Annotated in this window: 25 protein-coding genes; 11 read left to right on the forward strand and 14 right to left on the reverse strand. The window is 71.1% G+C overall.

The features are described 5' to 3' along the window. Nucleotides 1-379: 379 nt before the first annotated feature. Both ACIBW9_RS24990 and ACIBW9_RS24995 read right to left on the reverse strand, forming a co-directional pair. Nucleotides 380-1,060, reverse strand: coding sequence for a response regulator transcription factor (locus tag ACIBW9_RS24990; protein WP_015659563.1), 681 nt, complete (start codon nt 1,058-1,060; stop codon nt 380-382). Next, nucleotides 1,057-2,325 carry a sensor histidine kinase gene (locus ACIBW9_RS24995; RefSeq protein ID WP_398958520.1) on the reverse strand — a complete coding sequence of 423 codons (1,269 nt, stop codon included), beginning with the start codon at nt 2,323-2,325 and terminating at the stop codon, nt 1,057-1,059. The genes ACIBW9_RS24990 and ACIBW9_RS24995 overlap by 4 nt, the downstream gene beginning before the upstream one ends. A gap of 247 nt (nt 2,326-2,572) precedes the next feature. Here ACIBW9_RS24995 and phoU point away from each other — a divergent pair, with 247 nt between their 5' ends. Next, a complete protein-coding gene (gene phoU / locus ACIBW9_RS25000; RefSeq protein WP_398958521.1) occupies nt 2,573-3,274 on the forward strand; it encodes a phosphate signaling complex protein PhoU in 702 nt (233 codons plus the stop codon). Nucleotides 3,275-3,718: 444 nt separating this feature from the next. Then, complete coding sequence (locus ACIBW9_RS25005; RefSeq protein ID WP_389087131.1) at nt 3,719-3,967, forward strand: SCO4226 family nickel-binding protein; 249 nt, start codon at nt 3,719-3,721, stop codon at nt 3,965-3,967. A gap of 93 nt (nt 3,968-4,060) precedes the next feature. Here ACIBW9_RS25005 and ACIBW9_RS25010 read toward each other — a convergent pair whose 3' ends face one another. Next, on the reverse strand, nt 4,061-5,191 hold the full coding sequence (locus tag ACIBW9_RS25010; protein WP_398958524.1) for an FAD-dependent oxidoreductase: 1,131 nt from the start codon (nt 5,189-5,191) through the stop codon (nt 4,061-4,063). A 177-nt stretch (nt 5,192-5,368) separates the two neighbouring features. Between ACIBW9_RS25010 and ACIBW9_RS25015 the strand changes: the two genes are divergently transcribed. Both ACIBW9_RS25015 and ACIBW9_RS25020 read left to right on the forward strand, forming a co-directional pair. Further along, on the forward strand, nt 5,369-5,602 hold the full coding sequence (locus tag ACIBW9_RS25015; protein ID WP_398958526.1) for a hypothetical protein: 234 nt from the start codon (nt 5,369-5,371) through the stop codon (nt 5,600-5,602). A 44-nt stretch (nt 5,603-5,646) separates the two neighbouring features. Next, a complete protein-coding gene (locus ACIBW9_RS25020; RefSeq protein WP_351480637.1) occupies nt 5,647-5,865 on the forward strand; it encodes a hypothetical protein in 219 nt (72 codons plus the stop codon). Between the two features lie 323 nt (nt 5,866-6,188). Here ACIBW9_RS25020 and ACIBW9_RS25025 read toward each other — a convergent pair whose 3' ends face one another. Further along, nucleotides 6,189-6,890: a DUF4232 domain-containing protein gene (locus ACIBW9_RS25025; RefSeq protein ID WP_398958528.1), complete on the reverse strand. Its 702-nt coding sequence runs from the start codon at nt 6,888-6,890 to the stop codon at nt 6,189-6,191. Between the two features lie 154 nt (nt 6,891-7,044). Further along, nucleotides 7,045-7,806, reverse strand: coding sequence for a phosphoglyceromutase (locus ACIBW9_RS25030; RefSeq protein ID WP_389087096.1), 762 nt, complete (start codon nt 7,804-7,806; stop codon nt 7,045-7,047). A gap of 152 nt (nt 7,807-7,958) precedes the next feature. Here ACIBW9_RS25030 and ACIBW9_RS25035 point away from each other — a divergent pair, with 152 nt between their 5' ends. Further along, nucleotides 7,959-9,215, forward strand: a complete 1,257-nt coding sequence (locus tag ACIBW9_RS25035; protein WP_398958530.1) for an MDR family MFS transporter — start codon at nt 7,959-7,961, stop codon at nt 9,213-9,215. 425 nt (nt 9,216-9,640) lie between these two features. Here ACIBW9_RS25035 and ACIBW9_RS25040 read toward each other — a convergent pair whose 3' ends face one another. The 3 genes from ACIBW9_RS25040 to ACIBW9_RS25050 all read right to left on the reverse strand — a co-directional run bounded on the left by ACIBW9_RS25040 (nt 9,641) and on the right by ACIBW9_RS25050 (nt 11,000). Next, complete coding sequence (locus ACIBW9_RS25040; protein WP_398958532.1) at nt 9,641-9,805, reverse strand: hypothetical protein; 165 nt, start codon at nt 9,803-9,805, stop codon at nt 9,641-9,643. A 225-nt stretch (nt 9,806-10,030) separates the two neighbouring features. Continuing rightward, entirely contained in the window at nt 10,031-10,255 is a 225-nt protein-coding gene (locus tag ACIBW9_RS25045) for a hypothetical protein (protein ID WP_398958534.1), read from the reverse strand. A gap of 319 nt (nt 10,256-10,574) precedes the next feature. After that, nucleotides 10,575-11,000: a DUF2000 family protein gene (locus ACIBW9_RS25050; RefSeq protein ID WP_398958536.1), complete on the reverse strand. Its 426-nt coding sequence runs from the start codon at nt 10,998-11,000 to the stop codon at nt 10,575-10,577. A gap of 49 nt (nt 11,001-11,049) precedes the next feature. On the opposite strand from ACIBW9_RS25050, the gene ACIBW9_RS25055 reads away from it, so the two are divergent. Together ACIBW9_RS25055 and ACIBW9_RS25060 are read left to right on the forward strand one after the other, a co-directional pair. Continuing rightward, nucleotides 11,050-11,853 carry an AraC family transcriptional regulator gene (locus ACIBW9_RS25055; protein WP_398958537.1) on the forward strand — a complete coding sequence of 268 codons (804 nt, stop codon included), beginning with the start codon at nt 11,050-11,052 and terminating at the stop codon, nt 11,851-11,853. A 42-nt stretch (nt 11,854-11,895) separates the two neighbouring features. Then, nucleotides 11,896-12,636, forward strand: a complete 741-nt coding sequence (locus ACIBW9_RS25060) for a methyltransferase (protein WP_398958539.1) — start codon at nt 11,896-11,898, stop codon at nt 12,634-12,636. On the opposite strand, the gene ACIBW9_RS25065 is transcribed toward ACIBW9_RS25060, so the two are convergent. The 3 genes from ACIBW9_RS25065 to mshA all read right to left on the reverse strand — a co-directional run bounded on the left by ACIBW9_RS25065 (nt 12,545) and on the right by mshA (nt 16,149). Beyond that, on the reverse strand, nt 12,545-14,209 hold the full coding sequence (locus ACIBW9_RS25065; RefSeq protein ID WP_398958541.1) for a glycosyl hydrolase family 28-related protein: 1,665 nt from the start codon (nt 14,207-14,209) through the stop codon (nt 12,545-12,547). The genes ACIBW9_RS25060 and ACIBW9_RS25065 overlap by 92 nt on opposite strands. A gap of 109 nt (nt 14,210-14,318) precedes the next feature. Beyond that, nucleotides 14,319-14,819, reverse strand: coding sequence for a YbjN domain-containing protein (locus ACIBW9_RS25070; RefSeq protein WP_398958543.1), 501 nt, complete (start codon nt 14,817-14,819; stop codon nt 14,319-14,321). Then, nucleotides 14,812-16,149, reverse strand: coding sequence for a D-inositol-3-phosphate glycosyltransferase (gene mshA / locus ACIBW9_RS25075; RefSeq protein ID WP_398958545.1), 1,338 nt, complete (start codon nt 16,147-16,149; stop codon nt 14,812-14,814). The genes ACIBW9_RS25070 and mshA overlap by 8 nt, the downstream gene beginning before the upstream one ends. A 298-nt stretch (nt 16,150-16,447) precedes the next feature. Between mshA and ACIBW9_RS25080 the strand changes: the two genes are divergently transcribed. From ACIBW9_RS25080 to ACIBW9_RS25090, 3 genes are all read left to right on the forward strand, one after another. After that, on the forward strand, nt 16,448-17,260 hold the full coding sequence (locus tag ACIBW9_RS25080) for a class I SAM-dependent methyltransferase (RefSeq protein ID WP_398958546.1): 813 nt from the start codon (nt 16,448-16,450) through the stop codon (nt 17,258-17,260). Between the two features lie 192 nt (nt 17,261-17,452). After that, nucleotides 17,453-18,550, forward strand: coding sequence for an NlpC/P60 family protein (locus tag ACIBW9_RS25085; protein WP_398958548.1), 1,098 nt, complete (start codon nt 17,453-17,455; stop codon nt 18,548-18,550). A gap of 275 nt (nt 18,551-18,825) precedes the next feature. Next, the gene (locus tag ACIBW9_RS25090; RefSeq protein WP_398958550.1) at nt 18,826-20,136 is read left to right on the forward strand and encodes a PP2C family protein-serine/threonine phosphatase; all 1,311 of its coding nucleotides are present in this window, start codon (nt 18,826-18,828) and stop codon (nt 20,134-20,136) included. A gap of 10 nt (nt 20,137-20,146) precedes the next feature. Here ACIBW9_RS25090 and ACIBW9_RS25095 read toward each other — a convergent pair whose 3' ends face one another. The 3 genes from ACIBW9_RS25095 to ACIBW9_RS25105 all read right to left on the reverse strand — a co-directional run bounded on the left by ACIBW9_RS25095 (nt 20,147) and on the right by ACIBW9_RS25105 (nt 21,944). Beyond that, the gene (locus tag ACIBW9_RS25095; RefSeq protein WP_398958552.1) at nt 20,147-20,479 is read right to left on the reverse strand and encodes a DUF2516 family protein; all 333 of its coding nucleotides are present in this window, start codon (nt 20,477-20,479) and stop codon (nt 20,147-20,149) included. Nucleotides 20,480-20,610: 131 nt separating this feature from the next. Continuing rightward, nucleotides 20,611-21,252 (reverse strand): hypothetical protein, encoded by a 642-nt coding sequence (locus ACIBW9_RS25100; RefSeq protein WP_398958553.1) that lies wholly within the window; start codon nt 21,250-21,252, stop codon nt 20,611-20,613. Between the two features lie 68 nt (nt 21,253-21,320). Continuing rightward, nucleotides 21,321-21,944: a helix-turn-helix domain-containing protein gene (locus tag ACIBW9_RS25105; protein WP_398958556.1), complete on the reverse strand. Its 624-nt coding sequence runs from the start codon at nt 21,942-21,944 to the stop codon at nt 21,321-21,323. Nucleotides 21,945-22,135: 191 nt separating this feature from the next. On the opposite strand from ACIBW9_RS25105, the gene ACIBW9_RS25110 reads away from it, so the two are divergent. Beyond that, entirely contained in the window at nt 22,136-22,924 is a 789-nt protein-coding gene (locus tag ACIBW9_RS25110) for an alpha/beta fold hydrolase (RefSeq protein WP_398958558.1), read from the forward strand. Nucleotides 22,925-22,941 lie beyond the last annotated feature (17 nt).

Genomic DNA, 22,941 nt, shown 5'->3' on the forward strand with positions numbered 1-22,941 from the left:
ACCACACACGTCTCGCACCCCCGCGGGAGCTCCGCGACGCGCGGGCCTGTCAGGGCTCGAACTCGTACCCGAGGCCGCACTGTCACGAGGTACCGCGGCGCCCCCGGGACCGACTCAAGCCCGGCGCGCGGGCACATGAGAGGGGCGCCGAGGAACCCACCCCCCTCCACACACGTCTCGCACCCCCGCGGGAGCTCCGCGACGCGCGGGCCTGTCAGGGCTCGAACTCGTACCCGAGGCCGCACTGTCACGAGGTACCGCGGGGCACCCGGGGCCAACTCAAGCCCGGCGCGCGGGCACATGAAAGGGGCGCCGAGGAACCCACCCCCCTCCACACACGTCTCGCACCCCCGCGGGAGCTCCGCGACGCGCGGGCCTGTCAGGGCTCGAACTTGTACCCGAGGCCGCGGACCGTCACCAGGTACCGCGGGGCACCCGGGTCCGGTTCGATCTTGGCGCGCAGGCGTTTGACGTGGACGTCGAGGGTCTTGGTGTCGCCGACGTAGTCGGCGCCCCAGACACGGTCGATGAGCTGCATGCGGGTCAGTACCCGGCCCGCGTTGCGCAGCAGCATCTCGAGCAGGTCGAACTCCTTGAGGGGCAGGTCGACCTTGGAACCGGAGACCGTGACCACATGGCGGTCCACGTCCATGCGGACCGGGCCGGCCTCCAGGGCGGCCGGGGTGACCTCCTCGGGCTCGCCGCGGCGCCGCAGGACGGCCCGGATGCGGGCGACCAGCTCACGCGAGGAGAACGGCTTGGTGACATAGTCGTCGGCTCCTATCTCCAGTCCGACGACCTTGTCGATCTCGCTGTCCTTGGCGGTCACCATGATGACGGGGACGTTGGAGCGGCCACGCAGCTGACGGCACACCTCGGTGCCCGGCAGGCCGGGCAGCATCAGGTCGAGGAGGACGAGGTCGGCGCCGTTGCGCTCGAACTCGTCGAGTCCGTCGGGGCCCGTGGTCGCGACCGCGACCTCGAAGCCCTCCTTGCGGAGCATGTACGACAGGGCGTCGGAGAAGGACTCCTCGTCCTCGACGACGAGCACTCGGGTCACGGAAGGACCTCCGGGGCGGGAAGCGGTTCGTACGGGGATGACTGGGGGGTGTTTCGGTCGGCCTCGTCGTCGAGATCGTCCGGGTCGGGATGGTGGTGCGCGCGGTCGCGGGCAGCCCCCGCCTCCGGCAGCCTCAGGGTGAACGTGGAGCCCTGACCCTCGGAGCTCCACACCGTGACCTCCCCGCCGTGCGAGGCGGCCACGTGCTTGACGATCGCGAGTCCCAGGCCCGTGCCGCCGGTGGCACGGGAGCGGGCGGGGTCCACGCGGTAGAAGCGCTCGAAGATGCGCTCCTTGTCCTTGTCGGAGATGCCGATGCCCTGATCGGTCACGGCGACCTCGATGTGATCACCGCCGGGTGCGGTCACCCGGCGGGCCGCTATGCCCACGCGGGTGCGGGCGGGCGAGTAGTTGACGGCGTTCTCCACAAGGTTGCCCAGGGCGGCGGCCAGCTGACCCCTGTTGCCCCAGACATACAGGTCGGCGGTGCCGCCGGCGGCCATGGTGATCTGCTTGGCGCCGGCCTGGTGGCGGCAGCGGTCGATGGCCTCGGCGACCAGTTCGTCCACCCGGACGGGTTCGGCGTCCTCGAGGGGGTCGTCGTTCTGCACCCGGGACAGGTCGATGAGTTCCTGCACCAGGCTGGTGAGCCGGGTGGCCTCGATCTGCATCCGGCCGGCGAAGCGCTGCACCGCCTCCGGGTCGTCCGAGGCGTCCATGACGGCCTCGGAGAGGAGGGAGAGAGCGCCGACGGGCGTCTTCAGCTCGTGGCTCACATTGGCGACGAAGTCGCGTCGTACCGCCTCGATGCGGCGAGCCTCGGTGAGGTCCTCGACCAGCAGGAGCACCAGCCGGGAGCCGAGCGGGGCCACGCGCGCGGACACGGCGAGCGCCTCGCCGCCCCGCCCTGTGCCCCGCCGCGGCAGGTCCAGCTCGACCTGGCGTATCTCCCCGTCCCGCCGGGTGTCCCGGGCCATCTGCAGCATCGGTTCCACGGAGAGCCTGCCACCGCGGACCAGGCCCAGGGCGTACGCCGCGGAGCTGGCCTTGACGACCGCGTCGGCCTCGTCGAGGACGACGGCCGAGGAGCGGAGCACGGACAGGACGGTGTCCACGCCCGGCGGAAGCACCGGGTCCGTGTGCAGGGAGGTGCGGGTGGGGCGCTTCTGCTCCCGCTCGCTCCAGCGGAACGCCAGCATGGCGATCACGCCGGTGAGCACCCCGGCGATCGCTGCCGCTGCGGCGACCGCCGCGTTCACGTCCATGCAAACAGGTTAGGCATGGGGTACGACATCACCACAGCCGTCGAGGTGCGAGCTCGAACACTCGTCGCCCAGAGTTCACCTTGGAGCCAGTGATGGTTCATTTGGGATGACGGAAACGGACGCGTGCGGGCCGGAACGTGGGAGCGTGGGGTGCGAAGCGCCGTTTTCGAACGGTCGGTTTTCGGCCGTCGGACGCACGAGCCCCTGCCCCGGCAGCCCCGAAGGACACGTAAGAGAGGGATCCCTGATGCGGGACGCGTACCACGAGGAACTGGATTCGATCGGCGACGGTCTGGTGGAGATGGCCCGGCTGGTCGGGTCGGCGATCGGGCGCGCCACGACCGCCATCCTCGACTCCGACCTCAAGCTGGCCGAGAACGTGATCGAGGCCGACAAGAGGGTCGACGAACTCCAGCACGATCTCGAGGCCCGGGCCATAGCCCTGCTGGCCCGTCAGCAGCCGGTGGCCACGGATCTCCGTATCGTCGTCACCTCGCTCCGTATGTCGGCCGACCTGGAGCGTTCGGGCGACCTGGCGCAGCACGTCGCGAAGCTCGCCCGCCTCCGCTTCCCGGAGCGTGCGATCCCGCACGACCTGCACGCGACCATCCTGGAGATGGGCCAGCTCGCGCAGCGTCTGATGGCCAAGGCCGCCGAGGTGATCATCACCAAGGACGTCGACCTGGCGCTCCAGCTGGAGCAGGACGACGACGAGATGGACCTGCTGCACCGCACCCTCTTCCAGCACCTGCTGGACGACCGCTGGCAGCACGGCATCGAGACCGCGGTGGACGTCACCCTCCTCGGCCGCTACTACGAGCGGTACGCGGACCACGCGGTGGCCGTCGCCAAGCGCGTGGTGTTCCTGGTGACGGGTGAGCACGCGGACGAGCTGCAGGCCGACATCCAGCCGGAGATCCAGCCGGTGGGCGGGGGGGACGGCGCGTAGGGCCGCGGGATCCCGGGGGCGTAAACCTCGACGGCGGGGCGTGCGGACGCCACAGTGCGCCGTTGATGCGCCCAGCAGAGCGGGCATGCAATGGGCACAGGCACCAGCCTCTAGGCCTCCAGGAGGACCCATGGCCGAAGCCCCCACCACGCCCGACCCGACGCAGGAGCGCGAGACGGACCAGCCCGCCGAGATCAGGAGCCTCCCGCTCTTCGGCGCATGCGGCTGCGGCTCGGGCTGCGGCTGCGGGTGCCAGTCGGGTAATCCCTGTCAGTGCGGCTGACCGCTCCGGTCGGTTTGCTACGACTCGTACGACGGTGAAGGGCCCCGGTGAGAGTGCCGGGGCCCTTTGCCGTAAGTCGCCCCGGGCTGCGTGCGAGCGCAGCATGGAAGCAGGGAAGCGGAGAAGCCGCCGTCGCAAGGATCGGAAGGAGGTGCGCTGCCATGGCGCAGTTCATGGACGTACACCACGGGATGAAGGGCATCACGGCCGAGCAGCTGCAACAGGCCCACCAGGCGGATCTCGCCATAGAGGAGGAAGAGGGCGTCCACTTCGAGAAGGCCTGGGCGGACCCCGAGTCCGGCACGGTCTACTGCCTCTCGGAGGCCCCCTCGGCGGAGGCGGTGCAGCGCATCCATGAGCGGTCGGGCCACAAGGCGGACGAGGTGCATGCGGTGCCGCTGTCCGTCTGACCTCGGCGCGTCATCAGCGAACGGCCCCCTGCCTGCGCAGTGCGCGGGCAGGGGGCCGTGACCGTAGGGAGTGCACCCGGAAGCAAGCGCGACTCATTCGCCCTTCTGGGTGAACAGGGCGATCAGGTCGCGGGCGGTGTTGGCCTCGGAGTCGATCCCGGGCATCTCGCCGCCCTCGAAGGTGGCCGCCTCGGCGCTGCGGGGGAACATGGCCTGCTCGTACTCGGCGAGGGCGGCCTCGATGTCGTCCGGGTGCGCGGCTATGGCCTTGCCGAGTTCGGCGCCGTCGAGCATGGCGAGGTTGGCGCCCTCGCCGTTGGGGGCCTGGAGATGGGCGGCGTCCCCGAGCAGGGTCACGCCCGGCACCCGGTCCCAGCGGTGCCCCGTCGGCAGGGCGTGCAGGGAACGCAGGACCGGCGCGGTGTCGCTGTCGGTGATCAGCCCGGTGAGCTCCGGTGCCCAGCCCTCGAACTCCGCCGCGATCCGTGAGAGCGCCGCGGCGGCATCGGAGAAGTCGATCGCGGCGAACCAGTCCAGCGGCTCGGCCAGCGCCACGTACATGTGCAGGGTGTCGCCGCTCTCCCGGTGGGCGAAGATCTCCCTGCCCGGTGAGGGCGCGATCATCATCCCGCCGCCGACCGCCTTCGCGGCGACGGGATGCCGGGTGTCGGCCTCGTACAGATAGGTCTCCACGAACGACGTTCCGGTGTACGTGGGTGTGGCGTCGGAGAGCAACGGCCGGACCCGTGACCATGCGCCGTCCGCACCGACGAGCAGGCTGGTGACGAGCGTCGTGCCGTCCGCGAAGGTCACCTCGTGGCGCCCCTCGCCGAGTGCGCGTGTGCCGCTGACCTTGTGCCCCCACCGGATGGTGCCCGCCGGGAGCGAGTCGATCAGCATCTTCCGCAGCTCGCCGCGCATCGCCTCGGGGCGTCCGCCGGTGCCGTCGTCGTCCTTGTCGAGCAGGACGGTCCCGTCCGGGTCGAGGACGCGCATCGCCTCGCGGCCCTCCAGGACGATGGCGCGGAACTCGTCCATCAGACCGGCGGCCTCAAGGGCGAGCTGCCCGTTGTAGTCGTGGATGTCGAGCATTCCGCCCTGTGCGCGGGCCGACGGGGAGGCCTCCGCCTCGTAGACGGTGGCCGGGATGCCGTGGACGTGCAGAACGCGGGCGAGCGTGAGTCCGCCGAGTCCGGCGCCGATGATCGTGACAGGTGTGTTCATGGTGACTCCTCAGGGATTCGGGCCGCCCGGCGAGCTCCGGCCGGCCCCTTCCCTGGAACGTGTCAGCCCCCACCGACGCGCCACCTACATCCACCCGACAGCCCCGAGGGGTCGCCTACATCCGCCCGACAGCGATCGGACTGGCCCCAAAAATCGAACACATGCTTGAATTCGGCCATGCGACCGTTTCCCGACGACCTCGCCCGGGCGCAGCAGGACTGGAGCGCCACCTACCGCCGGCTCGCGGAGCACCCTGGCCGCACCGAGCTGCGCCGGCGCCTGCACCAGCTGTCGGCCCAGCTGTACTTCCACCCCTACTGGCAGCAACGGCGCCCCAGCCCCGCAGCCTGGTGGGAACTGCGGGACCGGGGACGCTCACACGGAAACGCCAGTGGGCGGCTTCCTCGATGACTCGCTGGAGTGCAGGCCCGGACATCCCGGATGATCCTGAAGGCATGGCCGGACCGATTCGCGTGATCGTGCATCCACCGTCACCCACGGGAGGCCGACGCGTGCGCGTGGACGGCGAGATCCTCGGGCTGGCGTACAACGTGGCCGACGTCGCGGAGTTCCTCCGCCGGGCGGGGTTGGAGATCGACCCGGCGGACGTGGCGCAGTCACCGTGGATCGACTGGCGGGGAGTGGGGCCGGAACACTGGGGCCCGGAGGCGTGACGGAAGCCGCGATCACTCGCGGGTCGCCAGGGAGCCGGAAGACGTGCGCGCCTTCCTCCCTCGCCGACGCCGGTGCCAGCGGTCCGACAGCTCCTCGGTCGCGACGGCAGCAGCGGCCAACCCGGCGGACGCCGGCCAACTCCTGAACTCGTCGATGCCCAAGCCGACCAAGCGGATCACGACTGTCGTCAGGATCCACCGGACACCAACCCAGGCCGCCGCTTTGAAGCGTCTGCTTCCACCGGTCACGGGCTCAAGGCAGCCGGCCGCCGAGCGACGACCGGGCTGCGTCCGGACGGTTGCCCTGACAATGCCGACGGCTGTCAGAAGTCGTACGGCTTCTTGGTGCTCCAGTTCAGCACGTCGGCCTCGTTCCAGGTGAACTGCTGCTTCTGGCCCTTCATGACGACGGAGTAGAAGGGGCCGTCGTGGCCGTCCGCGCCCCGCAGCGCGATGGCGAGCGACTGCGCCGTGTGGTTCTTCGAGCCGTAGGCGAAGAGGTTCACCGCGCTGTAGGCCGTGCCTCCGGGCTGGAGCGTGATGTGCTTGTCGCCGCCCGGGTTGTCCTCCTTGGAGTGCGGCAGTGCGACGTCGTGGCCCTTCCAGTCGAGCACCACGGCCGGGTACGAGGTGACCCAGCAGGGCTTGGTGCCCTCGTTCACCGCGGTGATCAGCAGGTGGTCGCCCTGCTGACCGGCGAACCGGTGCACGGCGGTGACCAGCATCTCGTCTCCGCGGCACTGCTGGGCGCCGGCCGTCGTGCCCTTGCTCGCGCCGCCCGAGGCGGTTGCCGGGCGGGCCCCCTTCTCGGCGTTGCCGGCGCTGCCGGCTGCCTGCTGCGCGCTGCCCTTGCCGTCCCCCTTGGACGCGGACAGGTTCTGCGCGGTACCGCCGACGCGGTCGCCGCTCGCCGCCTTCGAGCCGTCCCCGGAACCGCCGCAGGCGGTCAGGCCCAGCGCCAGCGCGGCGGTGACGGCGGCCAGAGCGGCGGAACGGGCGGCGGTGCGCGTACGGTGCGTGGTCATGATGAAAGCTCCCCCATGGTCTGCTGTTTCGCTGCACCCCATGAGATGACGCCCCGCCAGGCATCGTTCAGCCGGATCTGTCCGCATTCGGTAACAGCAACAAGCCCCCTGTCCGCGGCGCCCAACCGCAGACAGGGGGCTTGATCAGTACGGCTTACTTCTTCTTGCCCTGGTTCTTGACCGCCTCGATGGCCGCCGCGGCCGCCTCCGGGTCGAGGTACTTGCCGCCGGGGGTGACCGGCTTGAAGGCGGCGTCGAGCTCGTAGTAGAGCGGGATGCCGGTCGGGATGTTCAGGCCCGCGATGTCCGCGTCCGAGATGCCGTCCAGGTGCTTGACCAGGGCGCGGAGGCTGTTGCCGTGGGCGGCGACGAGGACCGTGCGGCCGGCCAGGAGGTCCGGGACGATGCCGTCGTACCAGTACGGGAGCATGCGGACGACGACGTCCTTCAGGCACTCCGTGCGGGGGCGCAGCTCCGGGGGGATGGAGGCGTAGCGCGGGTCGTCGCTCTGCGAGAACTCCGTGCCGTCCTCGAGCGGGGGCGGCGGGGTGTCGTACGAGCGGCGCCACAGCATGAACTGCTCCTCGCCGAACTCCGCGAGGGTCTGCGCCTTGTCCTTGCCCTGGAGGGCGCCGTAGTGGCGCTCGTTCAGGCGCCAGCTGCGGTGGACCGGGATCCAGTGGCGGTCCGCGGACTCCAGCGCGAGCTGCGCCGTGCGGATCGCGCGCTTCTGGAGGGACGTGTGGACCACGTCGGGCAGGAGGTCGGCGTCCTTCAGGAGCTCGCCACCGCGGACTGCCTCCTTCTCGCCCTTCTCGTTGAGGTTCACGTCCACCCAGCCGGTGAACAGGTTCTTCGCGTTCCACTCGCTCTCGCCGTGGCGGAGGAGGATCAGCTTGTACGGTGCGTCGGCCATGTCCCAGAGCGTAATCCACGCATACGGGCCACAGGAGGCCCGCCCAGCAGGCGGACAGTTGACGGCATCCGTTAATTGAGTGGCCGGGCCGCTCCACCCATGCGTAAGTTGTGCATGCTGTCTGCGCCACTTACGTTCATGGGGGATTCTCGATGTCAGTCGCCGGTCTGAGACGCGCCGCCCGGGAGACCGTCTCCGGACTGCCCCGCGAGTTCTGGTGGCTGTGGACCAGCACCCTCGTCAACCGGCTCGGGGCGTTCGTCGCCACCTTCATGGCTCTGTACCTGACGATCGACCGCGGGTACTCCGCCTCCTACGCCGGTCTGGTCGCGTCCCTGCACGGGCTCGGCGGGGTCGTCTCCTCGCTCGGGGGCGGCGTCATGGCCGACAGGCTCGGGCGGCGGCCCACCCTGCTGATCGCCCAGTCGTCGACCGCCGTCTCCGTCGCCCTCCTCGGGTTCGTGCACGATCCCGTCGCCATCGCCGCCGTCGCCTTCCTGGTCGGCATGGCGTCCAACGCCTCCCGGCCGGCCGTCCAGGCGATGATGGCCGACATCGTGCGGCCCGAGGACCGGGTGCGGGCCTTCTCCCTCAACTACTGGGCCATCAACCTCGGGTTCGCCGTCTCCTCCCTGGCCGCGGGCTTCATCGCCGAGTTCAGCTATCTCGCCGGGTTCCTGATCGAGGCCGGGATGACGGCCGTCTGTGCGGTCGTGGTCTTCCTGAAGCTGCCCGAGTCACGGCCGGCCGCCGCCCTCTCCAAGGGGGTGCGGGAGGAGGCCGTCGGCCTCGGCACCGTCGTCCGCGACAAGCGGTACATGGGCGTCGTCGGGCTGTCGTTCCTGGTCGCGCTCGTCTTTCAGCAGGGGTCCGTCGGGCTGCCCGTCGCCATGGGAGAGGCCGGGTTCACTCCTGCCGACTACGGCATGGCCATCGCCGTCAACGGCGTGCTGATCGTCGCGCTGCAGATCCCCGTCACCCGGCTCATCGAGCGCCGGGACCCCCGGCGGCTGCTCGTCGTCTCGTCCCTGCTCGCCGGCTACGGCTTCGGGCTCACCGCCTTCGCCGGGTCGGTCGGCGTCTTCGCGCTCACCGTGTGCGTGTGGACTCTCGGCGAGATGGTCAACGCGCCGACGCAGACGGGGCTGGTCGTCCGGCTGTCGCCCGTACACGGGCGGGGGCGCTACCAGGGCGTGTACACGCTGTCGTGGTCCCTCGCCGCGCTGGTGGCTCCACTGATGTCCGGCGTGGTGATCGACCGGTTCGGGGCCGAGTGGCTGTGGGGGCTGTGCGCGGTCGTGGGCACGGCGGCGGCCGTCGGGTACGGCGCTCTGATGCGGCGGCTTCCGGCGACGGAGGCGACGGCTACGGTTCCGGCGACCACCGGGGCGGAAGTCGCGGCGGGATGAGGTGCCCGGCGCCCGGGCATGGAGGGCGTCGGAAAAGCCCCCGCCCGCACCGGGAACATCAAGGCGCGGGTCGGGGAATCGAGCAACGCCCGGCACACGGTGGTGCCCGGAAGCCCAGGCCCTGTCGTTTGGATCAGGTCGGCCGTAGGGAACCGCGCCTTGCAGCCGCCCCGAGCGGGGTCATGGGGGTCCCCCCGCTCGGGCGGAGCCGAGAGTGGGGGAGCGTGCAGCTGCAAGGCGGAGCAGGCTGTGACATCAGCCGCTGCCGCGGCGGGCGACGCGGAGCGATGGGGGCCCCTCCCGCTCGAGCAAAATCGAGAGTGGGGGAGAGTGACGACAACGCCGCTGGGGTCCCCCCACGCCCTTGAGGCAGTGGGGAGTGCGTGCCAGGGCCCGCGACGCCGAGCTGATCCAAATGGCAGGGCCTAGTTGAACGTCCCCTCCAGCTTGTCGAAGTCGGGGTCGCCGTTGACCTTGCCCACGTCGCTGGCCGGCCAGTCCTCGTGGCCGTCGGCGAGGGCCTGGGCCGCGCCTCCCAGCAGGACTGTCCCGGCGAGCGCGAGGGCGGCCAGCACGGCACGTGCACGCATGAGCGTCTCCTTCGGTAGGTGTGTGCTTGCCGGAGGTATGCCGCCCAGCCGCCGGGCGGGAAGCACCACCTGCGCACAAGCACCCGAATGCGTCGCACCAGGCACCACTCGTGCGGGCGTAGGAGAAGACATGACAGCGCCCCCCACCTGCGGTTGTCCGCCGGTGGAGGGCTTGTCGCCGTGGCTGTCGACCGGTGCCGGCGCTGTCAGGTCGCCGGCCGTCGGTCAGAAGCTGGCGCTCAGGCCGACCTGGTGCGGGAGGACACCGAGGGTGCCGCCGACGGTGCCGAGGGCCGTCGCCTTGAGCGAGTCGAGCTCGGCCAGGGCGTCCGCGCTGCTGAGCGTCGTGGAGCCGGCAGTGAGGGAGACCTGCGGGGCCAGACCACCGGAGACGGCGTCGAGGTCGGCGTCGGAGATCTCGGCGGTCTGAACCTGGGGAGCGGAGTTCATGCTGAAACTGCCCTTCGCATGGATGTGCCAGAGGGGGAGCGGCCCCGCGGGGGGACAGAAGGCGGGGTCGGTGCGCAGGATCAAACCACGGAGCGTGCCCGGCAGCCAGTGCGAAGGCGCCCGGAGCTGGGCAGTTGAAACGGCCGGCCACCCAAGCGTGTGGGGATGCACACGAATTGGGGGCAGCTTCTCTACACCTTGCGCCACACAGGGAGCCGACAGGTCTTGCCCCGGCTGCCACGAACAGGACAACCCCACATCAACAGAACTCATTCGCGCCGAAGTTGCGCACGGTTGCGCATTCACTGTGCAGATTCGGTCACGGATGCATCCGCGCGCCTTTCAGCACCTTGTCCACAGCGTTTCTCGGACCGTGAACCGCCATCCCCACCAGGTCCAGATCACCGGTCCCCACGGCTCGTACCGCCGCCCGGTTGTCGCGGTCGTTGCCCGTGGCGAACAGGTCGGACGTGAAGAGCGACCGCGGCAGGGCCCGGGACAGCGCCCGCCCGTGGGCCGCCGTCAGCGTCTCCTTCGTCCCCTCGAAGACCAGGACCGGCTGGCGGAACATCGGCAGGTACCGGACGCCGTCCGCGTCCTCGTACGGCTCGCCGATCACCTCGGGAACCGCCGTCCCCAGTCCGCTGACCAGGAACGCGGTCACGTTCAGCCGCTGCCAGGGCTCCAGGTCCTCCCGCAGCAGGACGGCGATCTTGGTGTCGAAGCGCATCGGTTCAGTGCTCATGCACCGAGACTGCCGACCGCCGCAGGACCCCGTCTTGTACGTTCTTTGCATGGCCGCTCAGCGCCCCCGGCAGGAGGTCTCCGCCTGGCGCCCCCGGATACCCGGCGTCGTGGAGGTCTTCCACGCGCACTTCACCGAGTACGCCTACCCGATGCACGTGCACGAGGCGTGGACGCTGCTCATCGTGGACGACGGCGCCGTGCGGTACGACCTCGACCGGCACGAGCACGGGACCCCGCACGACACGGTCACCCTCCTCCCGCCGCACGTACCGCACAACGGCTCCCCCGCCACCCCGCACGGCTTCCGCAAGCGCGTCCTCTATCTCGACGGCACCCAGCTGCCCGACGACCTCATCGGGGCCGCCGTCGACCAGCCGGACCTGCGCGACCCCGTGCTGCGGCGGCGGGTCGGGCAGTTGCACACCGCGCTCGCGCACGCCGGCGACGAGCTGGAGGCCGAGAGCAGGCTGACGTTCATCGGGGAGCGGCTGCGCTCCCAGCTGCGGCCGAGCGCCGCTGCCGACACCCCGCGGCCCGATCCCGTCCTCGCCCGTCGCCTGCGCGAACTCCTCGACGAGCGGGTCGTCGACGGACTCACCCTCGACGAGGCCGCGGGGCTCGTGCACGCCCATCCCGCGCATCTCGTACGGGCGTTCAGCACCGCTTACGGCATCGCACCGCACCAGTACCTGAACTCCCGCCGCGTCGACCGCGCCCGTCGGCTCCTGCTCGACGGCCGGTCGGCGGGAGAGGTCGCGACCGCCACCGGGTTCTTCGACCAGTCCCATCTCACCCGGCACTTCCGGAAGCTGGTGGGGGTGACCCCGGGGCGTTATGCGAAGAAGGTGTGACAAGGACCTCCTTGCGAGGCCCGCGGCCCTATCGTCCGGCTCATGGACTGGCATGAGTGGCACGATGCGTACGACTCACCCGACTCCTATCTGGGCCGGCGCCTGGCCCTCGTCCAGGAACGCATCCGGCTCGCCCTCGACGAGGCCCCACCCGGCCCGCTCACCGCAGTGAGCCTCTGCGCCGGCCAGGGCCGCGATCTGATCGGTGTGCTCCACGACCACCCCCGGCGGGCCGACGTCCGGGCCCGGCTGGTCGAGCTGGACGAACGCAACGTCACGGCGGCACGGGCGGCAGCGCGGGCCGCGGGACTGCCTGACGTCGAAGTCCTCGCCGGGGACGCCTCGCTGACCGACCACTACGCCCCTCTCGTGCCCGCCGACCTGGTCCTCGTCTGCGGAGTGCTGGGCAACCTGGTCGACGCCGACGTCGAGCGGACGATCGACCACCTCACGCAACTCTGCCGACCGGGCGGCACGGTCGTCTGGACCCGCACCCGGCACTTCGAGCCCGACCTGGTGCCCCGGATCTGCGCCTGGCTTGAGGAGCGCGGCTTCGAGCGGCTGTGGGTCTCCGACCCCAGCCTCGGCTTCGGCGTCGGAGCCCACCGCTTCGCCGGTGAACCCCAGCCACTGGACCCCGGGCAGCGCATGTTCGACTTCATCGGCTACGACACCCTGCGCCGCGCCCCGGTCACAGCTCCCGCTGCGCCTCGTACAGGTTCCGCGGCCGGACCTCGTCCGCCGTGGGATACAGCTCCAGCCGGGCATGCAGGTCCCCGGTGAAGTCCGGCACGTCGGTCTGGTCGAACTCCGTGACCTCGTTGACTCCGACGGTCGCGGAGTACGGCGCGAGCCCGTCGATCTTCACCAGGCCCGCCCTGCCGTTCGTCACCCGGATGTTCCAGTGGGTGAAGCGGGCGCCGTAGAGGGGGCCGGCGTTCGCGTCGCCGCCGTGGCGGCCGTTGTTGTCGAGGGTGATGTCGGTGCGGACGTCCGCGAAGGGCAGGCCCCGGTGGGAGTCGAAGGTGCCCATCTGCATGGTGCCGCGCGACCAGACGTTGTAGGAGGACAGGCCCTCGACGTTGATGCCGTGCAGCTGTGTCCCCTCGGGGGCCGGGACCGTGCGCTGTTCGATCGTGAAGTCCTCGATCAGGTTGTCGTGCGAGCCCTCGCGGCAGTAGTAGGGGTGGTGTTCGCCGCGACCGCCGACCCTGGTGCGGCGCAGGGTGCAGGAGGACGCGGCGACCAGCCCGAACCCGTTGTCGACGTTGCGCACGGTCACGTCGTCCACCCAGCAGTCGTAGGCGCACTGCAGCGTGACGCCGTTGTAGCCCTTGTCGAGGAGGTGCGGCGACTGGGGGGTCTCCATGACGTCGAGGGTGAGACCTTCGACGCCCGCTCCTGTCAACTCCCGTACATGCGTGGTGAGTTCGGGGTTCCATTCCGGGCGCAGGTCGAGCGGGAGCGGGCGCTCCAGCCTGACCCTGCGGCCGCGGACGCGGGCCACCCGGACCGGCCACTCGTAGGGGACGTACGACAGCAGCTTGGTCTTGTCCTGCCAGGAGTAGGCCGCCGGCCCGGGGCCGCCGCCCGACATGTGCTGGAGGAGGGTGTGGCCGGCGTCGTCGGCGATGCGCAGCAGGACCAGTCGGCCGGGGCGCAGCCGTGACGGGTCGGCGACCGTCACCGTCCAGTCCCCCTGCCGCGCGGGCTCCACGGCCGTCAGGGTCTCCCACTCGTCCCGCTTGTTGCCGGTCCAGCCCTCGAAGGGCCAGGCCTGGGCCCTGATGGCGGCGACCAGGGAGTCCCAACGGGCCTGCGGGGCCAGCCAGATCAGCCCTCCGGCCCAGGACCAGGCCGACTTGGTGCCGCCGTACCGGGAGCCGTAGACACCGATCAGCTCGGTGAGGCTCCTCGTCGCGTACAGCGTCGTACGGCCGCTTCCGGCGCCGCGCAGCACGACGTTGTCGTACCCGATGTGGATGAGGCCGTCGATGCGGAAGGTCCCCGGCCCGATGGTGACCGTGCCGCCGCCTGCCCTCCCGGCGGCGGCCAGGGCACGGTTGATCGCGGGGGCGCAGTCGGTGGAACCGCCCTCCTCGGCGCCGTAGTCGCGCACGTCGGCCACGGTGGGACGACGGGGGAAGCGCGCCGCCCCGCGCAGGCAGCCGGCCCGGCCGACGTACGGGATCTGCGGGTGGGTGAAGGGGGTGCGGGTGAACTCCCGCCAGATGCCGGGGACCTGGCCGCCGGTCGGGGCGGCGGAGGCGGGTGTACCGGTCGCCGCGGCGGCGGCCACAGCGGTGGCGCCGACGAGAAGGCTCCGTCTGGTCATGCCCTGGTGCGCCGTGCTCATTCCGTACGTCCTTTCCATGCGGCTCTTCATGGATGTGAACGACGTTCAGATCTACGTCGGCCGTGAGCATGCCACGAGGGCAGGTGCTCGGAAAGGGGGCGTGCGGGAGTTATTCAGCAGAGCGCTGGGTCAGATGAGTGAACGCGTCCAGGTTCCGCGTCGACTCCCCCCGCGCCACCCGCCACGCGTACTCCTTGCGGATCGCGGACGCGAAGCCGAGTTCCAGGAGGGTGTTGAAGCTGCCGTCCGCCGCCTCCAGGACCTGGCCGAGCAGGCGGTCGATCTCCTCGGGGGTCACGGCGGAGAGCGGGAGCTTGCCCGCGACGTAGATGTCACCGAGCTGGTCGACGGCGTAACTCACGCCGTACAGCTTGAGGTTGCGTTCCAGGAGCCAGCGGTGGACGCCGGACTCGTTCTCGTCGGGGTGGCGGATGACGAACGCGTTGACGGACAGGGAGTGGCGGCCGACCAGGAGGGAGACGGTCGTCTTCAGCTTGCGGGTGCCGGGGAGCTGTACGACGTAGGTGCCGGGGGCGGGGCTCTCCCATTCGAGTTCGGCGTCCTTCAGGACGCCCTCGATCACCTGGGCCGCTTTCTCTGCATCAGCCATGGTGGGAGCGTACGCGACGCCGGTGCGACTGCATCGCGGCCGCGTAGACGTCCGCCGTCGCGGCGGCCGCGGTGTCCCAGCCGAAGGACTGCGCGTGCCGGGCGGCGGCCGCCCCCATGCGCGACGGGAGCGTCGCGTCGTCGGCGAAGTCGGAGAGCACGCGCGCGTAGTCGGCCGGATTGTGGCCCCGTACGAGGAAACCGGTCTTCCTGTCGCTCACGGCCACCGGAAGTCCTCCGACCGAGGCCGCGAGCACCGGTGTGCCGGCCGCCTGCGCCTCGATGGCGACCAGGCCGAAGGACTCGCTGTAGGACGGCATGACGAGGACGGACGCGGCCCGGAACCAGTCCGCGAGCTGGTCCTGCCCGACCGGCGGCCGGAAGCGCACCACGTCCGCGATGCCCAGGCGGGCGGCGAGTTTCTGCAGGCCCTCGGGCTTGGCGAGGCCGCTGCCGCTGGGGCCGCCGACGATCGGTACGAGGATGCGGGAGCGCAGCTCGGGGCGCTCGTCGAGGAGGACGGCGACCGCGCGCAGCAGCACGTCCGGGGCCTTCAGGGGCTGGATGCGGCCCGCGAAGAGGGGGATCAGGGCGTCCTGCGGGAGGTCGAGGCGGGCGCGGGCGGCGGCGCGGCCGTCGGCCGGACAGAAGCGGTCCAGATTGACGCCCGGGTGGACCACGGCGACCTTGCCGGGGTCGGCCGAGTAGTGCCGTACGAGCTCGTCGGCCTCCTCGGCGGTGTTCGCGATGAGACGGTCCGCGGCCTCGACGATCTGGGTCTCGCCGATCACGCGGGCCGCGGGCTCGGGGGTGTCGCCGTCGGCCAGGTTGGCGTTCTTGACCTTGGCCATGGTGTGCATGGCGTGCACCAGGGGGGCGCCCCAGCGCTGGGCGGCGAGCCAGCCGACGTGGCCGGAGAGCCAGTAGTGGGAGTGCACGAGGTCGTAGTAGCCGGGGCGGTGGCCCGCCCAGGCCTGCATCACCCCGTGCGTGAAGGCGCACAGCTGGGCCGGCAGCTCCTCCTTCGCCAGTCCCTCGTACGGGCCCGCGTCGACGTGGCGGACGAGGACACCCGGGGCCAGCTCGACGCTCGGGGGGAGGGCGGCCGTGGTCGCGCGCGTGAAGATCTCGACCTCGATGTTGATCGCGGCGAGGCGCTGCGCGAGCTCCACGATGTAGACGTTCATGCCGCCGGCGTCACCCGTGCCGGGCTGGTGGAGCGGTGAGGTGTGCACGGAGAGCATGGCGACGCGGCGCGGGCGGCGGTGCAGCCTCAGCCGCGGGGGCGTTGCCTGGGAGCGTCGCCCGAGCCTGCTGACGTACTGGCTCACGTGGCGTTCCTCCTTGTGCGGGCATGCCTGGGGGAGGGCGTGGGGCGCCCTCCAAGGGGGGCAACAGCGCGGGGAGGGGTTCCCATTCCGGGGGGAGTGGATTTTGCCTAGGTATTACGGTCGGGGCTCAACCAAATCCAGTCCGTCGAGGGGGTCCCCCCGCTCGAGCGAAGCCGAGAGTGGGGGAGTTCGAGGACGAGGCCGTCAGGCCGAAAGCGGGGGTCTGGGGGCGGCATCCCCCAGGGCGGCCACTCCAGCGCCGGGCGAGCATCACCCCTGGCCGCATACCCTCGTACGCATGACATCCCGCACCACCCCCCGACCCGTCGGCACGGTCACACGCGGGACGACCAACCCCAACCGGCTGCGCCGCATGGACCGCTGGATCGCCGCCACGCACGGCGCCGAGCTGCGGCGCGCCGTCGATCCCGTCGCCGTCGACCTCGGCTACGGCGCCGCCCCCTGGACGGCCGTCGAACTCCTCACCCGGCTCCGCACGGCGGCGCCCCGCACGCGCGTGGTCGGCGTCGAGATCGAACCGGCCCGGGTGACGGCGGCGAAGCCGTATGAGCGCGACGGGCTCGCCTTCCGGCACGGCGGGTTCGAGATCCCCCTCCCCCAGCGGCCGCAGCTCGTCCGCGCGGCCAACGTGCTGCGCCAGTACGACGAGGCCGAGGTCGCCGCGGTGTGGCAGCGGCTGTGCGCACGGCTGGCCCCGGCGACCGCGCACTCCCGCGGCGGGCTGCTGGTCGAGGGGACCTGTGACGAGATCGGGCGCCGGCACGTGTGGGTCGCGCTCGGGCCCGAGGGGCCGCGGACGGTCACCTTCGCGACCCGGCTCGGCTCCCTGGACCGGCCCTCGGACCTCGCCGAACGCCTCCCCAAGGCGCTCATCCACCGCAACGTCCCCGGCGAACCCGTGCACGCCTTCCTGCGCGACTTCGACCGCGCCTGGTCCGCCGCGGCGCCCTACGCCGCCTACGGCGCCCGCCAGCGCTGGATCCGTGCGGTGCGGGATCTGACGTCCGACTGGCCGGTGACGGACCGGGCCGGGCGGTGGCGGCAGGGTGAAGTGACGGTGACCTGGGAGGCGTTGGCGCCCCGGAGCTGACCGGCCGTCACCCCTGACCTGCGGGGAACGATCTCCGTGAGTCGTTCGTCACAAAGGCGGGGAGATCGCGTAGGGCACGGAGGAGGGGGGAAATCCGACTTGCGTGCGGCTCTGTCGCTTTGCGCGCCGGCGTGGCACGATCCCCCAGGCACCGTAAGTTACTGACGGTAAATCAGCTTTGGGGGTAGCGGTATGGGTTCGGGCAAGCGCGGCCTCGTCGCGATGGCCGTGACCGTGGTCTGCGCGGTCACCGTGCTGGCGGCGCCGGGGACGGCGTTCGCGAATGCCGGCCGGACGCCCTCCCCCAGCACCTCTCCCTCCCCGGACCCGTCCGCCTCCGCGACTCCCGCGCCGAGCAAGGACCTCGAGGCGATCCGCGAGAAGCTCGACCAGCTCTACCACGACGCGGCCGTCGCCACGGACGCGTACAACGCGGCCGAGGAGAAGGCCAAGCAGCAGTCCGCCGCGATCGTCGACCTGGCGCAGAAGATCGTCAAGGGTCAGCGGAAGCTGGACGAGTTGAAGAAGCGGGCGGGCGCCGCGGCCGCCGCCCAGTACCGCACCGGCGGACTGCCCGACGAGGCCCAGCTGCTGCTCAGCGACAGCCCGCAGCAGTTCCTCGACGGCGCGGGCCGGGTGCTGGAGGGCGAACGCGCCACCAAGGGCCTGATCGTGGAAATGACCCGCACCCAGCAGGACTTGAAGCAGTACGCCGCGGACGCCGCCGACCAGTGGAACAAGCTGGAGGCGGGCCGCAAGGCGAAGGACGCCGCCCGGAAGAAGATCAAGCAGCAGATCGCGGCCGCCGAGAAGCTCGAGAGCCGGCTGGAGAAGAAGGAGAAGGAGCGCCTCGCCGAGCTGGAGCAGGATGCCGCCCTCCAGGCGCAGACCGCCTGGCTGGACTCCGGGATCCTCGACGAGATCAACGGCAAGGCGTCCGAACTGGGCAAGAAGGCGGTCGCATACGCCACGGCGCAGATCGGAAAGCCGTACGAATGGGGCGCCGAGGGCCCGGAGACGTACGACTGCTCGGGGCTGACCTCACAGGCCTGGGCGGCCGCGGGGCACGCCATTCCGCGCACCTCGCAGGAGCAGTGGAAGCAGCTGCGGCACGTCGACATCAAGGACATGCGGCCCGGCGACCTCATCATCTACTTCGACGACGCCAGCCATGTCGGGATGTACATCGGCGACGGCGCCATCGTGCACGCCCCGCGGCCCGGGCGGACGGTGACGATCACGGGGGCGGGGTCCATGCCGATCCTCGGGGTGGTGCGCCCTGACGCATAGGGAGGTTCGGCCGGGCGGTCGCGTGAACCCCGTCACGTGACCCACCGCACGCAGAACGCCCCCGCAAACCCGCGGTGGACGTGACGTTCGTCATTCCCGGCCCGCGTCCCTCCTGTCCAACTGCGGTACGGATCGCGGCATATGACAGCGGCGCCTGGCCAAGCAGCGTGTCTCACGCCATTCCTTTACGGCGCCGGCACCCGCTATGGTCCCCGTCGGTGGATCGAGATCTCTCGCTCCACCTGCCCTCGGGGGGAGGGAAGGAACTCAACAAGATGCCCGTACCCATACCGCGGCAGAGAGCGATCCCGGCCGCGGAGAGTGGTCAGGCGCAGGCCGCGCACCAAGGCGGCACCTCCACGGACCAGACCCCGCGCAAGGAAGCCACGGTCGACAAGAACGCCGCCACCGCCACGAACCTGACGCTGCTGCTGATCGAGGACGATCCCGGCGGCGCCACCGTCATACCCGAGCTGCAGGACTCGGCCGGCCGTCCGATCCGCGTCCGCGCCGCCCGCAACCTCACCGAGGCCGCGCGGCTGCTGACCGACGACGTCCACTGCATCCTGCTGGACCTCGCGCTGCCGGCCCCCGGCCGCAGCGATGACGACGACGAGCTCGCCGTGCTCAAGCACGTACTGGAGCTCGCGCCCCGGCATGCCGTCCTCGCGCTCACCGCCTCCGGCGACGCCGAGCGCGCCGCCGAGGCCGTGCGGGTCGGCGCCCAGGACTATCTCTTCCGGGACGAACTGGACGGCCGGCTGCTGAGCCGGGCGATCCGTTACGCCGTGGAGCGGAAACGTTCCGACACGGCGGAGCGGCGGCTCGCCGAGGGCCGGGTGCGGGCGCAGGAGAACCGGCGTCTGGAGCGGGGGCTGCTCCCCACCCCCCTGCTGGAGGGCTCGTCGCTGCGGTTCGCCGCCCGGTATCGGCCGGGGCGGTCGCGGGCGCTGCTCGGCGGTGACTTCTACGACGTCGTACGGACGCCGGACGGCACCGTGCACGCCATGATCGGCGACGTCTGCGGGCACGGCCCGGACGAGGCGGCACTCGGCGTGGAGCTGAGGATCGCCTGGCGGGCGCTGACCCTGGCGGGACTGTGCGGTGACGAGCTGCTCGGGACGCTGCAGCAGGTGCTGGAGCACGAGCGGTCCGACGACGAGATCTTCGCGACGCTGTGCACGGTGGACATCTCGCCGGACGAGCGGCGGGCCGGGCTGTGCCTGGCCGGGCACCCGTCGCCGCTGATCGCCCGGCCGGGGCGGCCGGCCGAGCTGCTGCCGTACGACAACAACGGGCCGGCCCTCGGGCTGCTGCCCGGGGCGCGGTGGCCTCGGATGCAGGTCGAGTTGGGGCGAGAGTGGAGCCTGATGCTCTACACCGACGGGCTGATCGAGGGGCGGCTCGGGGAGGGGCGCCTTGAGCGGCTGGGGCAGGACGGGATGGTGGAGATGGTCCGGCGGCAGTTGGCCGAGGGGTTGCGGGGCGAGGCGTTGCTTCGGGCTGCGGTGAACGAGGTTCGTGAGCTCAATGGGGGCGAGCTCACGGATGACGTTGCGGTGCTGCTGCTGGACCGCGGGGCTTGAGCGGAGCGCTTCAGCGGCCGCCGTTGTACGGACCGTAAGGCCCGTCGCTGCTGGAGCCCCTGCGGTTGCGGCCGCCGCCTGCCAGGCCTCGTAGGGCCGGGCGGACGTCGACCATGTAGACGATGCTGGCCACCAGGCCTATGGCGGGCAGGAACGACAGGATCGGGAAGATCAGGTTCACCACGAAGGCGAGGCCGAGGATGATCAGCCAGAACGGCTTGGTCTGCTTGCCGACCGCGCGGTAGCCGTCCTCGCGACGGATGGCCGCGTCGATCAGCGCGAAGCCGCTGAAAAGGATCAGGGCCATGCTCAGCAGCCACATCAACCCTGCGAATCCCTGCATCAGCACTACGTCCACCACCAGACTCGGCTTGTTCCTACGCGGTCACCGTACCCGTTCCCGAACACCGGCTACCCGCACAACGGGCCGGGCCCTCCAGGAGTGCCCGACCCGTTACCGATCACCCGTCCGTGTTACTTCGCGGGCGGCGTCGTCTTCTTGGCGGTGGTGGTGGTCTTGCGGGCCGGCGCCTTCTTGGCGGCGGGCTTCTTCGCCGGGGCGGCCGTGGCCTCGGCCGGCTTGGCGGCCTCTTCCTTGGCCGGCTCCGCCTTCGGCTCGACGGCGATGGCGAGGTCCTCGATCTCCTCGGCCGCCTCGCCACGCCAGGTCTTCACGGCCTGCTCGCCGTGCTCGGCGACCTTCTCGTAGGTCTCGCGGGCCTTCACGGCGTACTCGGCGGCGACGCCGACACCGCGCAGCGCGAGGTCCTGGGCCGACTCGCCGAGCTTCTTCAGGTCGGCGTCGATGGTGGAGCCGAGCTTCTTGATGTCACCGTCGAGGGTCGCCAGGAACTCGGTGACCTTGGCCTGGAGGTTCTCCTGGGTCTCCTTGACCTTGGCACCGGCCTCCTTGGCGCGGGCCTGGGCCTTCTCCTGGACGGCCTTCGGGTCGGTGGTGCGGACGGCCTCGAAACGGGCCGGGGCCTCAGCGCGCAGCTGCTCCACGAGGCCAGGCACCTTCTTGGCCTGCTGAAGGGCCAGGTCCGCGGTGCCGGCGGCGAAGTAGAGCGGCGTCGGGTCGCTGAGGGTCTTGCGGAGGTCGTCGGTGATGGCCATGGTGATGGTCCTCCCGGATCGCTTGCGCTTGAGGGTTTTGGTTGCCGCGGGCGGCGTGGCCGGTCTGCTCAACCGGTGGGCCGCTGCGGGTCGTGCGGTTCGGCATCGTTGCCGTCGGATGTGCGGGTGCGGCGCGTGTCGGACCTGCGTCCGTCGGCCGTGCGGGTCTTGCGGGTACGGCGCTCACCGTTCTGCTCGCCGTCGTCCTCGCGGGGGCGGCGTATCGCAGCGTCGGTGTCCTGGGCGTCCCGAATGTCCGTGGCGCCCTGGCCGGGCTCGGCGGACAGGACCACCGCGCCGACCTCCAGGGGCGCCTCGGTCACCTCGTCCGCCGCGGCGATCCCGAACCCGTTCTCCTTGCGGAAGGACTCGTAGATCTGGAGCAGCACCTGCTTCTGCCGCTCGTTCAGCGTGGGATCGGCGAGGATGACGGCACGCGTCTCCACCTCGTCACGGTCCCGCTCGGCGTCGAGGATGCCGGCGCGGACGTACAACGTCTCGGCGGAGATCCGCAGCGCCTTGGCGACCTGCTGCAACACCTCCGCGCTCGGCTTGCGCAGCCCGCGCTCGATCTGGCTCAGATACGGATTGGACACCCCGGCGGCGTCGGCGAGCTGCCTGAGCGACAGCTGCGCGGTGCGCCGCTGCTCGCGCAGGTACTCGCCGAGATTGCCGACGTTGAGCGATGCCATGCCTCCACCTTGCACCATCCTCGCTAACTATTGCAAGCAGCCGCTTGCAATAGTGCGCCATGCCACTCGGGAGGGTGCAGCACGGCAACCGCTCCGTGATCTCCGGGCATCCGCTCCGGCACCCACGCCGGTCGCGCAGCACGATCAAGGCTCCTAGCGTGGAACGTACGGCAGCAAGGAGGCGATGGGTGATGGGCCCTGACTGGCAGCTGCGCGAATCCGGCCCGGCAGACGCCGCCGACACGGTCCTGCTGCTTCCCGGGGGCATGTGCAGTGCCGACTCGTTCGCGGAGGTGATGGCACAACCCGAGCTCGGACGGCTGCGGCTGGTCGCCGCGACCATGCCGGGACACGCGGGGGCACCGCCTCTTGAGGACTGCAGCATGGCGTCTTACGCGCGGGTTTCGGCGGAGCTCGCGGCCGAGATCCGGGCGGACGTCGTGGCCGGGTTCAGCATGGGCGCGTGCGTCGCGGTGGAGATGGTCACCTCCGGCGCGTTCTCCGGCCCGGTCGTGCTGTCGGGCGTCAGCCTCAGCTCACCCGACGATCCGGCGTTCTTCCGCGCGCTCGTGGCGCTGGGCCGCGTACTCGGCGGCATCCCGGTGAGGCTGCTGGGCAAGGCCACCGGGGTGATGCTCAAGCACATGCGGATGTCCACGGAGCGTCAGGCCGAACTACGCGCCGACTTCGACAGGAACGACCCGGCGGTCATGCGGTTGATCCTGCTGGAGTACACGCGGTGGCTGCGCCAGGACGAGCAGCGGGCCGTCCGACTGTGCCAGGCGGGCGTGCCGACCTGGATCGTCCACGCCGAGAAGGGCGACGGCGGGCTCACCGACGCCGAGCGCCGCACCCTGGAGCGCTGCCCGAACGCCCGTCTGGTGACGCTCCCGGGCTCGGTGTTCTTCCTCCCGGTGGAGGCCCCCGAACCGCTGGCCGCCGCCATCGCCGAGGCCGTCGCCCACACCACCCGCCGGTAGCCGACGGGCAGCCGGTT

The sequence above is a fragment of the Streptomyces sp. NPDC049541 genome (assembly GCF_044465725.1).
Taxonomy (GTDB): Bacteria; Actinomycetota; Actinomycetes; order Streptomycetales; family Streptomycetaceae; genus Streptomyces.

Excerpts from the sequence above, each read along its gene's own strand:
- ACIBW9_RS25020 (WP_351480637.1), top strand. The coding sequence starts at position 5,647 with ATGGCCGGACCGATTCGCGTGATCGTGCATCCACCGTCACCCACGGGA.
- ACIBW9_RS25055 (WP_398958537.1), top strand. The coding sequence starts at position 11,050 with ATGGCCGCTCAGCGCCCCCGGCAGGAGGTCTCCGCCTGGCGCCCCCGG.
- ACIBW9_RS25045 (WP_398958534.1), bottom strand. The coding sequence starts at position 10,255 with ATGAACTCCGCTCCCCAGGTTCAGACCGCCGAGATCTCCGACGCCGAC.
- ACIBW9_RS25085 (WP_398958548.1), top strand. The coding sequence starts at position 17,453 with ATGGGTTCGGGCAAGCGCGGCCTCGTCGCGATGGCCGTGACCGTGGTC.
- ACIBW9_RS25050 (WP_398958536.1), bottom strand. The coding sequence starts at position 11,000 with ATGAGCACTGAACCGATGCGCTTCGACACCAAGATCGCCGTCCTGCTG.
- ACIBW9_RS25010 (WP_398958524.1), bottom strand. The coding sequence starts at position 5,191 with ATGAACACACCTGTCACGATCATCGGCGCCGGACTCGGCGGACTCACG.
- ACIBW9_RS25095 (WP_398958552.1), bottom strand. The coding sequence starts at position 20,479 with ATGCAGGGATTCGCAGGGTTGATGTGGCTGCTGAGCATGGCCCTGATC.
- ACIBW9_RS25080 (WP_398958546.1), top strand. The coding sequence starts at position 16,448 with ATGACATCCCGCACCACCCCCCGACCCGTCGGCACGGTCACACGCGGG.
- ACIBW9_RS25035 (WP_398958530.1), top strand. The coding sequence starts at position 7,959 with ATGTCAGTCGCCGGTCTGAGACGCGCCGCCCGGGAGACCGTCTCCGGA.
- phoU (WP_398958521.1), top strand. The coding sequence starts at position 2,573 with ATGCGGGACGCGTACCACGAGGAACTGGATTCGATCGGCGACGGTCTG.
- ACIBW9_RS25005 (WP_389087131.1), top strand. The coding sequence starts at position 3,719 with ATGGCGCAGTTCATGGACGTACACCACGGGATGAAGGGCATCACGGCC.
- ACIBW9_RS25065 (WP_398958541.1), bottom strand. The coding sequence starts at position 14,209 with ATGAGCACGGCGCACCAGGGCATGACCAGACGGAGCCTTCTCGTCGGC.
- ACIBW9_RS25030 (WP_389087096.1), bottom strand. The coding sequence starts at position 7,806 with ATGGCCGACGCACCGTACAAGCTGATCCTCCTCCGCCACGGCGAGAGC.
- ACIBW9_RS24995 (WP_398958520.1), bottom strand. The coding sequence starts at position 2,325 with ATGGACGTGAACGCGGCGGTCGCCGCAGCGGCAGCGATCGCCGGGGTG.
- ACIBW9_RS25100 (WP_398958553.1), bottom strand. The coding sequence starts at position 21,252 with ATGGCCATCACCGACGACCTCCGCAAGACCCTCAGCGACCCGACGCCG.
- ACIBW9_RS25040 (WP_398958532.1), bottom strand. The coding sequence starts at position 9,805 with ATGCGTGCACGTGCCGTGCTGGCCGCCCTCGCGCTCGCCGGGACAGTC.
- ACIBW9_RS25090 (WP_398958550.1), top strand. The coding sequence starts at position 18,826 with ATGCCCGTACCCATACCGCGGCAGAGAGCGATCCCGGCCGCGGAGAGT.
- ACIBW9_RS25025 (WP_398958528.1), bottom strand. The coding sequence starts at position 6,890 with ATGACCACGCACCGTACGCGCACCGCCGCCCGTTCCGCCGCTCTGGCC.
- ACIBW9_RS25105 (WP_398958556.1), bottom strand. The coding sequence starts at position 21,944 with ATGGCATCGCTCAACGTCGGCAATCTCGGCGAGTACCTGCGCGAGCAG.
- ACIBW9_RS25060 (WP_398958539.1), top strand. The coding sequence starts at position 11,896 with ATGGACTGGCATGAGTGGCACGATGCGTACGACTCACCCGACTCCTAT.
- ACIBW9_RS25110 (WP_398958558.1), top strand. The coding sequence starts at position 22,136 with ATGGGCCCTGACTGGCAGCTGCGCGAATCCGGCCCGGCAGACGCCGCC.
- ACIBW9_RS25015 (WP_398958526.1), top strand. The coding sequence starts at position 5,369 with ATGCGACCGTTTCCCGACGACCTCGCCCGGGCGCAGCAGGACTGGAGC.
- ACIBW9_RS25070 (WP_398958543.1), bottom strand. The coding sequence starts at position 14,819 with ATGGCTGATGCAGAGAAAGCGGCCCAGGTGATCGAGGGCGTCCTGAAG.